Here is a 14,857-nt window from a genome sequence, read left to right as displayed (position 1 = left end):
TCAATTATTTTTACAAAACATTGAAATCGTTTTCGCTTTTGTGTTATAATGAATCCATAGGAAACTAAGGAGGTATCTCATGTCTGTTAAAGATTTTATGACTCGAAAGGTTGTTTACATTTCTCCAGAGACAACGATTGCTCATGCTGCTGATCTCATGCGTGAACAGGATTTGCACCGTCTGCCTGTCATTGAAAATGATAAATTGGTCGGCTTGGTGACTGAGGGAACTATTGCAGAGGCAAGTCCTTCTAAAGCTACTAGTTTATCTATCTATGAGATGAACTATCTACTCAATAAAACCAAGGTCAAGGATGTCATGATCAAGGATGTGATCACTGTTTCAGCTTATGCCAGTCTTGAAGATGCTACCTATTTGATGTACAAAAATAAAGTGGGTATTCTTCCTGTCGTTGACAATGACCAATTATATGGTGTGATTACCGATCGCGATATATTTGCTTCATTTTTACAAGTCTCTGGTTACGGTGAAGAAGGAGTTCGTGCTCGTTTCATCGTTGACAATAAAGCTGGGGAATTGGGAAAAATTATTCGTCTGGTTTCGGACAAAGAATATAATATCGTCTCAACTGTACAAATTGCTACTAAATCAGGAAAAGTAGTCATTGAAGTACAAATTGAAGGGAAGGTTGATCTAGAAGAAGTTAGGTCACTCTTTGAAGATGCAGGAATTGAAGTTGACAGCCTCGTTCCAACAGTCGCAAAAAATATCTAAAGGTCAAGATTTTTCTTGGCTTTTTCTTTTGGTATATTTCTAGTATTTTAGAGGAATGTGATATAATAATGTATATCGTGTATGTGGAGGCATTATGGGTCACAATCATAAAAAATACAATTGGTTTTTGCTACTTTTGGCGCTAAGTTTTATTATTAATTATTGGTATATTCTAGTGCCAATAGGATTATTGGTAGGATATGTTTATAAACGAGATGACATCCACAGATTCTTGAATAGTGACCAAATAAAACGAATACAAACCTTGATATTTTCAATTCGTTCTGGCTATGAAAAACACCAAGAGTTGCTAGCAGAAAAGGGAGAGAATCAGTCAGTCCTGCAGTTGCGTAAACGCCTGCTAGGTCAATTGTTCGAACTGGATCAACTGTATCAAAAGGTTGGAAAATACCTTGACACTTATGCAAGCAAAGAAGCTGTTGATACTTTGCAACTGAAATACCAATTGAAATTACCAGAAACTAAGGTAGAAAAAGAAACGAGTGAACAAGTTTCACCTAGTGGTGGTAAGGTAATGGATGAAAAAGCAATGATTTCAGAAATTGCGCCAGAGATTTTAGAAACCTATTGCAATATCCAAAGAGACAATCTTGTTATTCTTGAAAAGCTAGAAAATACAAGCGATAAAAAGGAAGAGTTGACAGCTATTCATGAGGCCAACATGCAACGATTTAACGATATTTTACAAGGATATGTAAAAATAAAGAAATCGCCAAAAGATTATTTCAACGCAGAAGAACGCTTGACACAGGCAAAATTGGCCATGGAAAGTTTCGATAAGGATTTGGACGATACCATTAAGAAATTTAATGAAGCTGATATGCAAGACTTTGAAGTCAGTCTACGTATGATGAAAAGGGAAGAGGAGTAAAGAAGATGTCAGGATTTAATTTTGATATTGATCAGATTGCAAGCAATAGTTTGAATGTAAAAGATAAGACGACAGAAATCATCCAAGCTACGCCTGCAGGAGATAGTCAAAAAGTATCGTTTTTGGCTCAATTAACGCTAGAGCAACAGACGGGTATTCGTGCAAAAGCACCTCAGTTGGTTGATAATTTCTTGGCTAATCAAAATGCGCTCTTGGATTTTGGTAAGGAAGCAGTAGAAGAAGTCAACGCGACGGTCAATCACATTTTGTCAGAACAGAAGAAGATTGAAATTCCACAGGTAGATGAACTGTTGGCCAATACCAATCGTGAATTGAATGGATTTGTGGCGAAATATAAAGATATTTCCACTTCGGTGGAATTGGAAAAGAAACCTGGTTTCTTCCAACGCTTGTTCAAACAAGCCAAGAATGATTTACAGGAATTCTACTTTGATTCTCAGACAATTGAAAAGAAAATGGATAGCATGGCAGCCAGTGTGGTCAAGCAGGAAGAAGTGTTGGCACGTAATATTGTCTCTGCTGAGCTTTTGATTGAAAATAATACCAAGTCGATAGAGAATTTAGTCGGAGTTATCGCTTTTATTGAAGCGACTGGTCAGGAAGCGGCTGAACGAGCGAAACAAGCACAAGAACAGATTGCGAACCTAGCACCGACTACTGTTGAGTATCAAGTTGCTTCTGAGAAATTGGCGCGCGTGACCGAAGTGGCAAATATCCTTGAACAGCAGCATTCTGAGTATATGAGCCGTTTGTATGTTGCTTGGACAACGACTCCCCAAATGCGTAACCTAGTAAAAGTATCGTCAGATATGAAACAGCGCTTAGGAATGTTGCGTCGCAATACCATTCCTACAATGAAACTGTCCATCGCACAGTTGGGTATCTTGCAACAATCTATCAAGTCAAGTCAAACGGCAGATGCGATTGTCAATGCTAATAATGCGGCACTTCAAATGCTAGCGGATACATCAAAAGAAGCTATTCCAATGATGGAACGTATAGCCCAAAATCCGACTCTTTCAGTAGCATCTGTTACCAAATTAGCAGAAAGTTTGGTTGCCCAAAATAATGGTATCATCGCAGCTATTGATGAAGGACGTCAGAAACGTCGTGAGTTGGAGGCAGCTATCGTACGTTCTGCTGAGACCATCAATGACTCAGTGAAATTACGCGACCAAAAAATTATTGCAGCCTTGTTAGACCAAGGAAAAGAAGCACAAACAGAGGCAGAGCAACCATTGGAAAACCCACAATAAGAACCAAATATCGTTTGTGTGATGACTCAACTTCTAATTAACAATTTGAAGTTAGCCTAGAGAATATAAAACACATAGTACCACATTATACCCAATGTAGTGCCGTGTGTTTTTATTTGTAGTAAAATGACTGGAAAGAATGATATTGTGCCCAAATGTTTACAAAAGTTACCTCTTTTTGATTGACTTAGGTATACATACTTGCTATTATAAAATTATAAAGTTGCATTCAGAATTCACTTACATTACATTTATTAATCCATCATTTTTTATAATTGACTTATTACAAGAAGGATATCCTATGAAATCTGATTTCTTCAATATTTGTCTAGCTATCAGTTGATCTTCTTTAGCGATTATCTTGTTCATTGACTCATACCTATCTTACGATAAAGAATATTTGAGACCTCTGTCTTACATTGTAATTATATCTTATATCTTTTTCTTAATCGTCACTAAAATATCTGAAAAAAGAAGTAAGTAAGGATAGATTAAAATGAATATTGCACTTATTGCCCTATCGCTCGGTGGTTAAGAAGAGCCACAGTATATTTATTTTATAGAAAAGTCTTAGCATAAAGCTAGTAAAAAACACATAAAATCTTTGTTGCTACAAGCATTGATTTCATGTGTTTTTTATATTAACCATTTTTAACTTATGTTGTTTTATTAATCACGTTGCAAAGGTTGTTTATTCTTATCTAAAGTAAACCCTTCGCCAAGTACCTCATGTGCGTCAGTAATGGTGATAAAGGCATGCGGATCTATTTGATGAATCAGCTCTTTCATTTCTTGTAACTGACTTTTATAGATTACAGAATAAATCATATTGATATTGGTTTTGCTATAAAAGCCTTGCGCCTTTATGAAGGTGATACCACGTTCGATTTTTTGGTCAATCGCTTGCGCAAGCTCTTCTGATTTCTCAGAAACAATCATAACACCCTTGCTACCATATCCACCATCTGCTACCATGTCTATCATTTTAGAAGCGATACCAACCATCATAAGTGTGTATAATACCAGACGAATATCTTGGAAAATAAGGACAATCAATGTTAACACAATGGTATCAATTGCGAAAATAATTTGGCCAATAGAATAGGGGAGGTATTTGTGACCAATACGTGCAACAATATCACTACCACCAGTTGTCCCACCAGAGCGGAAAATAATGCCCAGACCAATTCCAATGAGCAATCCCCCAAGGATGCTTACAAGGATTAGGTCTTCGTGTAAATCAATTGCAAATGGAACCTTTTCAAATAAGGCTAACCAAACGGTTACACTAAGGGTTCCAAGAATGCTCAGATAGAGTGTTTTTCGTCCCAGAATTTTCCAACCAATGATGAATAAGGGTATATTGATGACAATGTTCATTACCCAAGGCTGTACCTTAAAAAGATAGTAAACAATCAAACTTAATCCTGTCGCACCGCCTTCAAATAAATGGTTAGGCATGATCAGATAGTTCAAACCAAAGGCAAATAAACCAGCACCGAATACAATCAACAGAATATTTCTGAAACGTAGCATACTTTTTCACTCTCCTTAGAAATCTATATTGACATTGTACGGTATTTGGTGAAGAAATACAAGTCAATTTTCAAGTGCTTTTTTGGCTAGATTTTGGTAAAATAAAAAGAACTATGAATGAGCAAATCGAAAGGTAGAGACAGTGAAACAAGGAATGTTTATTACATTTGAAGGTCCGGATGGAGCTGGTAAGACTACGGTATTACGTGAATTATTACCAGCTTTACAAGAGCTGGGACCTGAAGTGGTGACAACTAGAGAGCCAGGAGGTGTAGCCATTGCAGAGGAGATTCGTAATATCATTCTCAATCCTGCAAATACCGAAATGGATGACAAAACGGAGCTGTTATTGTTTATTGCAGCTCGACGTCAGCATTTAAAAGAGAAGATATTGCCACCATTGGCTCAAGGAAAATTACTATTGATTGACCGTTTTATCGATTCTTCAATTGCATATCAAGGTTTTGGTCGTGGTCTCAATGTGGCTGATATCAACTGGCTCAATCAATTTGCGACTGATGGATTAAAACCTGATTTGACCCTTTATTTTGATATTGATACAGAAGAAGGATTGGCACGAATTGCCCGCAATGCGGATCGTGATGTGGACCGCTTAGATATGGAAAAGGCAGATATGCATCGTCGGGTACGTCAAGGCTATCTCAGCTTATTGGAACAAGAACCTGAGCGATTTGTAAAAATTGATGCCAGTCAACCGTTGGAAGCAGTCGTTGCGGATGCTCTGGCGGTCATTAAGAAACGGTTTTCGGAAAGAGTATGAATATTCAGGAACTAAAAGATCTTCAACCACTGGTTTATCAGCAATTTGTCACGATTCTACAACAAGGTCGTTTGGCACATGCTTATCTATTTTCAGGTGATTTTGCGAGCTTTGAAATGGCCCTTTTTCTAAGTCAAGCTTTGTTTTGCCAAGAAAAAGTTGGTGTCCATCCTTGTGGAAAGTGTCGCTCTTGTCGGTTGATTGAATCAAATGACTTTTCGGATGTGACCATTGTGGCGCCCCAAGGTAATTTCATTAAAACAGATACGATACGGGAGTTGGTCAAGAACTTCTCTCAGTCTGGTTTTGAATCTAGCCAGCAAGTATTTATCATACGTGATGCTGAGAAAATGCATGTGAATGCTGCAAATTCTCTGCTCAAAGTTATTGAAGAGCCTCAGTCGACGATCCATATTTTTCTTTTGACCAATCAAGAAGAAGCTGTTTTACCAACCATAAAGAGTCGTACTCAAATTATCTCATTTCCCCAAAATCTTCCATATTTAGAGAGATTTCTAGAGGAAGAAGGCTTATTGAAAACACAAGCGAGTCTTATCGCACGGCTGGTTTCTAGTCAAGAGGAGGCCAAAAGACTGGCTACAAACAAATCGTTTATTGACTTGCTGGATCAAGCGAAAAAGTTTACAGAATTGCTTTTAACTGATTCTAACCGCGCTTATTTACAAGTAGGAGTGCTGGTTCCTTTAGCGGTGGAAAAAGCAGAGCAGGGGCGCTTGTTTGATGTGTTGAGCTTGTTACTTGCAGAAAGATTAACAGAGATGATAGCTCGTGAAAAAATGGACGGAGTCCTGAAAGCCAAGAAAATGTGGCAGGCAAATGTCAGTCTGCAAAACTGTTTAGAATACCTTACCATGTAAAGCGAATCAGTGAAAGGACAGGAATGGATAAAAAAGAACTATTTGATGCACTTGATGATTTTTCACAAAATTTATTGACAACCTTGGCTGATGTGGACGCCATTAAAAAACATCTTCAAAGTGTTATTGATGAAAATACACGATTACGCTTGGAAAATTCTAAGTTGCGTGAGCGTTTGGAGAAAGAAGATAAGATAGGACACAAGCCTTCAAACTTTGGTAAGGAGAATTTGGAGAATATCTATGAGGATGGTTTCCATATCTGTACGTATGAATACGGCAAACGTAGAGATAACGATGAGCCATGTATGTTCTGTATTGAATTATTGAATCGAGATTAGAATGAAACTACAAAAATCATTTAAGGGTCAGTCGCCCTTCGGGAGCCTCTATCTGGTCCCCACTCCGATTGGAAACTTGCAGGATATGACCTTTAGAGCCATTCAGACCTTGAAAGAAGTTGATGTCATTGCATCGGAAGATACCAGGAACACAGGTTTACTTCTCAAACATTTTGAGATTGATACCAAGCAGACCTCCTTTCATGAACACAATGCTCATGATAAAATTCCTGTCTTGCTCGATTGGCTCAAATCTGGTCAATCAATTGCTCAAGTATCTGACGCTGGCTTGCCTTCCATATCAGATCCTGGTCACGATTTAGTGCGTGCAGCAATTGAAGAAAATATTCCTGTGATTTCCCTACCAGGTGCTTCTGCAGGGATTACAGCTCTCATCGCATCTGGATTAGCCCCACAACCACATATTTTCTATGGTTTTTTACCGAGGAAAGCAGGACAACAAAAGGAATTTTTTCAAGAAAAAAGAGCCTATCCAGAGACTCAGATTTTCTATGAATCGCCTTACCGTGTGGCTGATACCTTGGAAAATATGTTGTCGGTTTATGGTGATCGTCAGGCTACGATTGTTCGGGAGTTAACCAAGCTGTTTGAAGAATACCAAAGAGGTTCAATCTCAGAACTCCTCGCGTATCTTGAAGAAAACCCGCTTAAGGGAGAATGCATGATAATTGTAGCAGGAGCTGGTGAAGAAGACCGCCCATCAGCTGAAGAAGTGGATTTAAAAGCTGAGGTAGAAAAGGAAATTGCAGGTGGTCGGAAACCCAATCAGGCCATCAAAGAAGTAGCCAAACGTTACCAACTAAAAAAACAAGAAGTATACGATATCTATCATGGACTAGGCTGACGCCTAGTTTTTTATATTGTATTGATTTTTGAATTCGCTTTGATACATCGTCACTTTCAGCTTGTCATATTTCCAACCTAGAACATCCTAGTAAGCTGTATCTCATTTCCTTGTCTGAAAGCTCTTCATTCAACAATGTGTTTTTTAAGCATAAAAAACAACCTAAAAACCATTTTTAAAATGTATTCTAAGCTGTTTATGCAGTTGTATGTGGTGTCAAACTCAGCTTAATTTCATCAATAAAAGAGAAAGTAATATCTGTGATATTCTTCTTTTTATTTGTCACGTAACCCAAAGTATGGGTTGGACTATTCTTTAAAGGTATGAGGACAATTTGTTCTTTGATAAAACTATTTACAATTCCGAGACCCGAGGCATAGGCATTGCTTGCACATAGTAGATTCATTACAGTACCTCTGTCATTACTATAAATGATTGTTTGATTTTTATGGATTTCAAGAGGATCTTCATCAAAAGTGATGCCCGATTTATCCTGTCGGAATCGTACTTGCTGATAGCCAACTAAATCTTCCTCAGATATTTCAGATAGTTGAGCTAGCGGGTGCTGTTTCCCTAAAAACACACGTGTAGGAAAATCTCCTAATGATGTAAATTCTAAATCTTGATTTTGGATGGACCGCTCTAGAATATCTTTATTCTCTTGATTGATAAAGATAATTCCTACATCTGATTCGAAATTTGCAACACTCTCTATGATACGTTTTGTAGTAGTTTCAATTAATTGAAAATCTTGATAGTCCTCTTTATACTGCTCTGCCATTCTGGCCAAAGGGATGGATAAAAAATCATAATGATGAGATGCAACGGTAAAACTCTTCTTAAAAGTACTATTATACCGGTGTTCAAGTAGGCTGAGCTCGCCTAAAATCCTTTTAGCATACTTTAGAAAATCATGTCCCTCCTCAGTGAGGCGAACTCCTTTATTGGACCTCAAAAATAGTTGAACCCCAAGTTGACTCTCTAAAACTTTGATAGAGCTTGACAGATTTGGTTGAGTCACAAACAGTTCTTTTGCTGCTTGGCTAAAAGAACCTGCTCGTGCCACTGCTTCAACATACCGACATTGTTGTAAATTCATGTAGCATCTCCTTTACCATTTCTAGTGTTATTATAGCAAAACCAACCCTGTATTTTCGGTAAAACTCCAATACAAATAAACTATGATGTGATAGTCTTTATCTATGGGTAAAAAGAAAACCAATGAAAACACAACATTTTTTATCTCAAAAATACATTTTCTCAAATAATGGTCATGTAAATCGTTCTAAAATAGATAAAATTCATCGAAAATGACGGTATTATGTCAAACGATATTATTAAAAACTATAGCAATGGATAGTTGGTTTTTATAATAAATTTTTCTTATAGCTAACGATAAAAAATATAGATTTTGCAAGTATAAATTGTGATGGTAAGATAAGAACATGTCAAATCGAAAGGAAAAAATACAATGACAAATAAGCGAGAATTAGTTTTAAAAGCTTTTAAAGGTGAAGAGGTTGATCGAGTACCTGTTGGATTTTGGTACCACTTTGCCAGTGAAAATGAATTTTTTAAAGGTTTTAATCAACCAGAAATTTTTTCAAAAAATGTTGCTGGACATAAAAAATTTGTGGAGGATGTCAATCCTGATTTTGTAAAGATTATGAGCGATGGTTTCTTTTCTTATCCAAATCCATTAATAAAAGAAGGAATTGCTTCCATCAAAGAATTAGCGACGATTGAATCAATTGGAGAGAATCATCCGTGGTTCGATCAGCAAGTGGAATTGGTGAAGCAGGTACGTTCAAATTTTACAGAGGATATTGTTTCTGTTTATAATATTTTTGCACCATTAACTCATTTGAAGTGGCAAGTTTCCAATAAAACTGACGGTGGTGATGAGCAAGTAGCTTCTTTTTTGAAAGAGGATCCTGAGACATTAAGAGAAGTATTGAAAGTGATTGCACATGACATTGCAACTCTGGCGAGAAAAGTTATAACGGAAGCGGGTGCAGATGGTATTTACTACAGTGCACAAAATATTCAATCAGAGACTATTGAAAGTCAAGATTACATCAGCTATATTTCTGAAAGTGATTTAATTGTACTTGAGGCGGCAGATAGTGTTGGTGGAAATAATATTCTTCATATTTGTGGGTATGAGGGGGCAAGAAATGATGTGACGGTCTTTACTGATTATCCAGTACAGGTGGTGAACTGGGCGGTTAAACCAGAAGGAATTTCACTGAAAGATGGGCAACGATTATTCAGTGGAAAAACCGTTTTAGGTGGCTTTGAAAATACCAAAAATAGCTTACTCTATACAGGAAGTAAAGAGGAGATCCAGGCAGAAGCCAAGCGATTAATAGCGGAGAATGGGAAACAGGGTATCATAATTGGAGCAGATTGTACCATTCCAGGTGATATTAGCTCAGAGAGGATTGAATGGGTGCGTGAAGCTGTAGCTCAAGCATAACGATACGGTATGAAGGAGAGAAGAATATGACAAAGAAAAAATGGGCAATTACAGGTGGTGTGGCTATTGCAGTAATTGCAGCAACAATCATAGGTAGACAATTAATAGGTAAGTCCGAAAGTGCATCGAATACAACAGCTAGTAGTACTAGTGATGGTGTCATTACATTAAAAGTAGCACATACACAGAGTTATGCTCCGTATGATTTTATTAATGAAAAAGGTGAAAGTGATGGATTTGAAGTTGCAGTACTAAAAGCAATAGATGAGAAACTGGATGCCTATCAATTTGAGTATGTTGGAACGAGTGATGAAGATCTGTTAATTGGTCTTGAATCAGGTAAGTATGATATTGGTACAAAGGGGGCGTGGTATACTGCTGAACGTGCTGAAAAATTTATCATTCCTGAAAATGCTATTGGAGCAAGTATTATTGGATTCACAATTCGTAAAGAAGATAGTTCTAAGTACACAGATATTGACTCTTTTGCAGTAGCAGGTGGAAAATTAGTTCCAATTTCACCGCAGAATGCCCAATACAATGTTATTCAAGAATATAATAAGGATTCATCAACTCCGATAAAGTTGGCAGAATCTGAAAGTTTCACAGTTGCGGATGCATATGCCTGGGTATTGGAAGGACGCTATGATGCATTTTTTGATATCAAACTTTCATTTGAAAAGGCAGTGACAAATGAAGATGGGGCTTACCATCAATATGCAGACAAGCTTACATGGTTCCCGTATAAGGGAATTGAAACCTACCCACTCATTCACAAGTCGTCTACAAACGAGGAATTCGCTAAAGCGTATGATGAGGCGATTCAAGAATTGCAAGAAGATGGAACAATTTCGAAATTGTCAACAGAGTATTTTGGAGAGGATGTCTTCTCATACGTAACGAAGTAATATAAATAACTGAGGGAAAGCTCAGATGGTATACTGAGATCTTTCCTTTTTGTTACAATTTTGGAGGTGTTTATGGTTTCGTATGACTTATCTTATGTTTTTAAATTTCTGCCTGAAATTCTTTATGCACTTCCATTAACACTATGGATATTAATCGTAACAATTGTGATTGGAAGTTTATTGGGTGCACTTTTAGCATGGGGACAGTTATATGGAGATGAGGTGATTGTCTCCATCTCCAAAGGCTATGTTTTTGTATTGAGATGTACACCACCCATTGTATTACTATTCATGGTATTTTATGGTTTACCAGAGTTCTTAGAATGGTGGTTAGGTTTAGATGTGAACGGATGGTCACGTACAGTTTTTGTCATAACTGCTATGACACTCTTATATGCTGCCACGATCTCGGAGGTATTTAAATCAGCATACCTAGCTGTACCGAATGGACAGATGGAAGCAGGTTTAAGTATCGGTCTGACAGAATTTCAAACTTTTCAGAGAATTTTACTGCCACAAGCTTTCCGTTTTGCTCTTCCAAATATCAGTAATGCGATTTTGAATTTATTAAAAGATACAGCTTTAGCCTATACAATTGGATTGGCAGATATCATGGGGGCAGGAAATCTCTTGATTGGACGAAATTTAGGAAACTATTCCTTAGAAACCTATACAGCAGTAGCCGTGGTATATTGGACTTTAGCATTACTTTTAGCACTTGGTAATCAATTCCTTGAAAATGCTTTGGAAACAGATAGATAGAAGGAGTTAAATATGGATATTCAATACATCATTTCTACGTATTTGAAGACGCTTGCAGGTGTTCCAGTCACTCTGGGAATCATGCTTGTTTCCATTATACTTAGTTTCTTTCCGGCTCTTTTTTTAGCTTTGGGACGTCACTATAAGGTTAAAGGGGTAACTAGTTTTTCAATTATTTATCTTGCATTTATTCGCTCAACACCACAAATATTATTGATATTATTTTTTTACAGTCTTTTTCCAAGTTTACTGAACAATCTTTTCAAGGGAACTGGGATTAATGTATTTAATATTCCTCCTATAGCATATGCGTTTGTCATATTTAGTCTTATGACCATTGGAAGCCTATCAGAAATAATTCGCTCAGCCATTCTAACAGTTGATAAAGGTCAATTAGAGGCTGCTCAAGCCATTGGATTAACAAACAGTCAAGCCTACATTCGGATTGTTTTTCCTCAAGCTTTACGCTCAGCCCTTCCAAATTTATGTAATTTAGTCATCAATCTTGTGAAAGGAACGTCGTTGGTTTTTGTCATGACGGTAAAAGATATTACAGCTATCGCAAAAGTAGAGGCAGCTTATGGTTATCAATATTTTGAATCGTATCTTGTCATTTTCTTAATGTATATTCTCATTTGTGGCCTCATTCAATTTCTATTTAACAAACTTGAAAATTATGTATAACTTGTATAGGAGAATTTATGTTAGAAGTTAAAAATATTGAGAAATCCTTTGGTGATAAAAAGGTTTTGGATGGTGTTAGTTTAAGGGTTGATCAGGGAGATGTCGTTGTCATTCTCGGTCCATCTGGTTCTGGAAAGACTACCTTTTTGAGGACGCTTAACTACTTGGAGAAGGCTGACGCAGGGAAATTGACTCTGGATGAAAAAAACTATGATTTGGCCAAAATCAGCCGAAAAGAAGTATTAGAGATTCGTCAAAAAACAGCCTTTGTTTTTCAAAATTATAATCTATTTGCCAATAAAACAGCTATTGAAAATATCTTAGAAGGATTAGTGATTGCAAGGAAAATTCCAAAAGCTGAAGCCTTAGAAATTGCGGAAAAAGCCCTAGCGAAGGTTGGTTTATCGGACAAACGAGATAGCTATCCGAGTCAGCTTTCAGGTGGGCAGCAGCAACGGATAGGTATTGCGCGTGCTATTGCGGTAAAACCACATGTCATCCTGTTTGATGAGCCAACTTCTGCGTTAGACCCAGAGTTAATTGGTGACGTCTTGTCGGTCATGAAAGAATTGGCACAGGAAGGGATTACGATGGTAGTGGTTACGCATGAAATGAGTTTTGCTAGAGATGTCGCCAATCACGTCATCTTTATGGAAGGAGGCCATATTATCGAAGAGGGCGAGCCCAAACAGTTTTTTGCTCGACCGAAAGAAGAACGAACCAAGCAATTTTTAACAAGAATCATACCAGAATTAAATATTGACCCAGTCATCTAAAATGATTAGCAGTGCTAGTCATTTTTTTCATCCTGAAAAGTTGTATTTTCTCATTATTTGTTAATGTATGGTGTATAAATTTGCATTTTTATGAACTATGTGGGAGAATATAAAAGAAAAAACATTGAAATCGGGATAAATAGTCTAGTTTTGTAAGTATATTAGGCCTAAAACCGAATGTTTTTTATGAAATTAAAACATTTTATTGAATTGTCTGAATATTTGTGATACAATGAACAGACTAACATATTGGAGGGATTTTATGACAATCTACAACTTTTCTGCAGGTCCTGCAGTATTGCCAAAACCAGTACTTGAACGCGCCCAAGCTGAATTCTTGGACTACAATGGTTCGGGAATGAGTGTTTTGGAGATGTCGCATCGCTCCAAGGACTTTGATAATATTATAAAGAGTGCTGAGGCAACACTTCGTGAATTGATGGCGATTCCTGATAACTATAAAGTTATTTTCTTGCAAGGGGGAGCATCATTAGAATTCACAATGATTCCGCTCAACTTCGCTCAAGGCAAAAAAGCTTACTATCTTGCAGGTGGTTCATGGGGGAAAAAAGCGTATACAGAGGCAGTGAAGTTGTCTAAAACTATTGCCTTTGAACCAATTTTGCTTGGTTCAACTGAAGATATTACCTATGCAGAATTGCCAACTTTCGATAAACATGATATTGATCCAAGTGCAGCCTATGTGCATTTGACAACAAATAACACTATTGAAGGAACAGCAGTATATGATATTCCTGACACCAATGGTGTGCCAGTGATTGCTGACATGTCTTCAAATATTTTAGCAGCTCGCTATAATGTTGAAGATTTTGCCATGATTTATGCTGGTGCCCAAAAGAATATTGGCCCTGCAGGTGTGACTGTGGTGATTGTTCGTGAGGATTTCCTCAATGATCAGCCAATGCTTTCAAGCATGTTGGACTACCGTATTCAAGCTGAAAATGAGTCTCTATATAATACCCCGCCAGCATACTCTATCTATATTTCTAAACTTGTCTTTGATTGGGTGAAAGAAATTGGTGGTGTTGATGAGATGGAAAAAATCAACCGTGAAAAATCTGGTTTGCTTTATGACTATATCGACCAGTCTGATTTCTACACAAATCCTGTTCGCAAAAAAGAAGAGCGATCAGTATCCAATATTCCTTTTGTTTCACCAAGCGAAGAATTGGATGCAAAATTTGTCAAAGAAGCAACTGCAGTTGGATTTAAGAATATCAAAGGTCACCGTTCAGTTGGCGGAATGCGGGCATCATTATACAATGCCTTCCCACGTCAAGGAGTGGTTGATTTAATCGAATTCATGAAGAAATTTGCTGCGGAGAATGCTTAATGGAAATTAGATTAGCGCATCCAAACGAGATAGAGGCTATTGTCAATGTTCTTGAAGAAGCTAGGGATTTTCTAGCATCTTCTGGTATTCATCAATGGCAGGGAGAGTATCCCAATAAAGACAATGTCTTTGACGATATCCTTTCCGGACGTGGGTATGTTGGTTTAGTGGACGGAAAAGTGGCTGCTTATGCAGCGGTTAACCGTGGCCAGGAAGAAGAGTATGAGGCAATTTACGATGGAAAATGGCACTATAACAATCCTATCTATACCACTTTCCATAGAGTAGCAACTTCGAATGAGTTTCGTGGTCAGGGAGTTATTCAAACTTTTTTGCAAGGCTTAATTGAGGGGCAAAAAGGACCAGATTTCCGCTGTGATACTCATGAGCAAAATAAGGTAATGCAACATATATTACAAAAACTGGGCTATGTCTATTGTGGAAAGGTTCCAATAGATGGAGAACGGTTAGCCTATCAAAAAATCAAACACAAGAACGAACGTAGTCTTTATCAAGAGATTGATGAAGACGACCGTTGGTTACTTGGAAAAAATTAATGAAATATAGAAAGAAAAGGCGGTAGCTATT

General features: G+C 37.4%; 15 protein-coding genes and 1 pseudogene. 14 read left to right on the top strand and 2 right to left on the bottom strand.

The genetic code is table 11. The annotated features are described in order from the left end of the window. Positions 1-79: 79 nt before the first annotated feature. From D2A30_06815 to D2A30_06805, 3 genes and pseudogenes are all read left to right on the top strand, one after another. A complete protein-coding gene (locus tag D2A30_06815; protein ULL21305.1) occupies positions 80-736 on the top strand; it encodes a CBS domain-containing protein in 657 nt (218 codons plus the stop codon). Between the two features lie 127 nt (positions 737-863). Then, a pseudogene (locus D2A30_06810) lies at positions 864-1,628 on the top strand (hypothetical protein). A gap of 5 nt (positions 1,629-1,633) precedes the next feature. Continuing rightward, the gene (locus tag D2A30_06805) at positions 1,634-2,905 is read left to right on the top strand and encodes a toxic anion resistance protein (GenBank protein ID ULL21304.1); all 1,272 of its coding nucleotides are present in this window, start codon (positions 1,634-1,636) and stop codon (positions 2,903-2,905) included. A gap of 669 nt (positions 2,906-3,574) precedes the next feature. Here the strand turns inward: D2A30_06805 and D2A30_06800 are convergent. Next, on the bottom strand, positions 3,575-4,441 hold the full coding sequence (locus D2A30_06800; protein ID ULL21303.1) for a YitT family protein: 867 nt from the start codon (positions 4,439-4,441) through the stop codon (positions 3,575-3,577). A 142-nt stretch (positions 4,442-4,583) separates the two neighbouring features. On the opposite strand from D2A30_06800, the gene D2A30_06795 reads away from it, so the two are divergent. The 4 genes from D2A30_06795 to rsmI are packed head-to-tail and all read left to right on the top strand — an operon-like array spanning position 4,584 to position 7,306. After that, positions 4,584-5,222, top strand: coding sequence for a dTMP kinase (locus tag D2A30_06795; protein ID ULL21302.1), 639 nt, complete (start codon positions 4,584-4,586; stop codon positions 5,220-5,222). Beyond that, entirely contained in the window at positions 5,219-6,100 is an 882-nt protein-coding gene (locus tag D2A30_06790; GenBank protein ID ULL21301.1) for a DNA polymerase III subunit delta', read from the top strand. The genes D2A30_06795 and D2A30_06790 overlap by 4 nt, the downstream gene beginning before the upstream one ends. 23 nt (positions 6,101-6,123) lie before the next feature. After that, positions 6,124-6,441, top strand: a complete 318-nt coding sequence (gene yabA, locus D2A30_06785) for a DNA replication initiation control protein YabA (GenBank protein ID ULL21300.1) — start codon at positions 6,124-6,126, stop codon at positions 6,439-6,441. Between the two features lies 1 nt (position 6,442). Then, the gene (gene rsmI / locus D2A30_06780) at positions 6,443-7,306 is read left to right on the top strand and encodes a 16S rRNA (cytidine(1402)-2'-O)-methyltransferase (GenBank protein ULL21299.1); all 864 of its coding nucleotides are present in this window, start codon (positions 6,443-6,445) and stop codon (positions 7,304-7,306) included. A gap of 196 nt (positions 7,307-7,502) precedes the next feature. Here rsmI and D2A30_06775 read toward each other — a convergent pair whose 3' ends face one another. After that, on the bottom strand, positions 7,503-8,405 hold the full coding sequence (locus D2A30_06775) for a LysR family transcriptional regulator (GenBank protein ULL21298.1): 903 nt from the start codon (positions 8,403-8,405) through the stop codon (positions 7,503-7,505). Between the two features lie 372 nt (positions 8,406-8,777). Here D2A30_06775 and D2A30_06770 point away from each other — a divergent pair, with 372 nt between their 5' ends. The 7 genes from D2A30_06770 (at position 8,778) to D2A30_06740 (ending at position 14,826) form a co-directional block, all read left to right on the top strand. Next, a complete protein-coding gene (locus tag D2A30_06770; GenBank protein ULL21297.1) occupies positions 8,778-9,785 on the top strand; it encodes a uroporphyrinogen decarboxylase in 1,008 nt (335 codons plus the stop codon). A gap of 26 nt (positions 9,786-9,811) precedes the next feature. Further along, the gene (locus D2A30_06765; GenBank protein ULL21296.1) at positions 9,812-10,693 is read left to right on the top strand and encodes an amino acid ABC transporter substrate-binding protein; all 882 of its coding nucleotides are present in this window, start codon (positions 9,812-9,814) and stop codon (positions 10,691-10,693) included. Positions 10,694-10,765: 72 nt separating this feature from the next. Then, entirely contained in the window at positions 10,766-11,455 is a 690-nt protein-coding gene (locus D2A30_06760; GenBank protein ID ULL21295.1) for an amino acid ABC transporter permease, read from the top strand. 12 nt (positions 11,456-11,467) lie between these two features. Continuing rightward, a complete protein-coding gene (locus D2A30_06755; protein ID ULL21294.1) occupies positions 11,468-12,139 on the top strand; it encodes an amino acid ABC transporter permease in 672 nt (223 codons plus the stop codon). A gap of 17 nt (positions 12,140-12,156) precedes the next feature. Beyond that, a complete protein-coding gene (locus tag D2A30_06750; GenBank protein ID ULL21293.1) occupies positions 12,157-12,915 on the top strand; it encodes an amino acid ABC transporter ATP-binding protein in 759 nt (252 codons plus the stop codon). A 262-nt stretch (positions 12,916-13,177) separates the two neighbouring features. Further along, a complete protein-coding gene (locus D2A30_06745) occupies positions 13,178-14,269 on the top strand; it encodes a 3-phosphoserine/phosphohydroxythreonine transaminase (protein ID ULL21292.1) in 1,092 nt (363 codons plus the stop codon). Then, positions 14,269-14,826 (top strand): GNAT family N-acetyltransferase, encoded by a 558-nt coding sequence (locus tag D2A30_06740; GenBank protein ID ULL21291.1) that lies wholly within the window; start codon positions 14,269-14,271, stop codon positions 14,824-14,826. Before D2A30_06745 ends, D2A30_06740 begins: the two co-directional genes overlap by 1 nt. Positions 14,827-14,857: the final 31 nt, after the last annotated feature.

Origin of the sequence: Streptococcus suis (assembly GCA_022354845.1) — a bacterium.
GTDB classification, from domain to species: domain Bacteria; phylum Bacillota; class Bacilli; order Lactobacillales; family Streptococcaceae; genus Streptococcus; species Streptococcus suis_AA.
This window is presented reverse-complemented; position numbering and strand designations above follow the sequence as displayed.

Bases quoted from the DNA above. Each gene is read 5' to 3' on its own strand.
- D2A30_06815 (ULL21305.1), top strand. From the start codon at position 80: ATGTCTGTTAAAGATTTTATGACTCGAAAGGTTGTTTACATTTCTCCA.
- D2A30_06805 (ULL21304.1), top strand. From the start codon at position 1,634: ATGTCAGGATTTAATTTTGATATTGATCAGATTGCAAGCAATAGTTTG.
- D2A30_06800 (ULL21303.1), bottom strand. From the start codon at position 4,441: ATGCTACGTTTCAGAAATATTCTGTTGATTGTATTCGGTGCTGGTTTA.
- D2A30_06790 (ULL21301.1), top strand. From the start codon at position 5,219: ATGAATATTCAGGAACTAAAAGATCTTCAACCACTGGTTTATCAGCAA.
- yabA (ULL21300.1), top strand. From the start codon at position 6,124: ATGGATAAAAAAGAACTATTTGATGCACTTGATGATTTTTCACAAAAT.
- rsmI (ULL21299.1), top strand. From the start codon at position 6,443: ATGAAACTACAAAAATCATTTAAGGGTCAGTCGCCCTTCGGGAGCCTC.
- D2A30_06775 (ULL21298.1), bottom strand. From the start codon at position 8,405: ATGAATTTACAACAATGTCGGTATGTTGAAGCAGTGGCACGAGCAGGT.
- D2A30_06770 (ULL21297.1), top strand. From the start codon at position 8,778: ATGACAAATAAGCGAGAATTAGTTTTAAAAGCTTTTAAAGGTGAAGAG.
- D2A30_06765 (ULL21296.1), top strand. From the start codon at position 9,812: ATGACAAAGAAAAAATGGGCAATTACAGGTGGTGTGGCTATTGCAGTA.
- D2A30_06760 (ULL21295.1), top strand. From the start codon at position 10,766: ATGGTTTCGTATGACTTATCTTATGTTTTTAAATTTCTGCCTGAAATT.
- D2A30_06755 (ULL21294.1), top strand. From the start codon at position 11,468: ATGGATATTCAATACATCATTTCTACGTATTTGAAGACGCTTGCAGGT.
- D2A30_06750 (ULL21293.1), top strand. From the start codon at position 12,157: ATGTTAGAAGTTAAAAATATTGAGAAATCCTTTGGTGATAAAAAGGTT.
- D2A30_06745 (ULL21292.1), top strand. From the start codon at position 13,178: ATGACAATCTACAACTTTTCTGCAGGTCCTGCAGTATTGCCAAAACCA.
- D2A30_06740 (ULL21291.1), top strand. From the start codon at position 14,269: ATGGAAATTAGATTAGCGCATCCAAACGAGATAGAGGCTATTGTCAAT.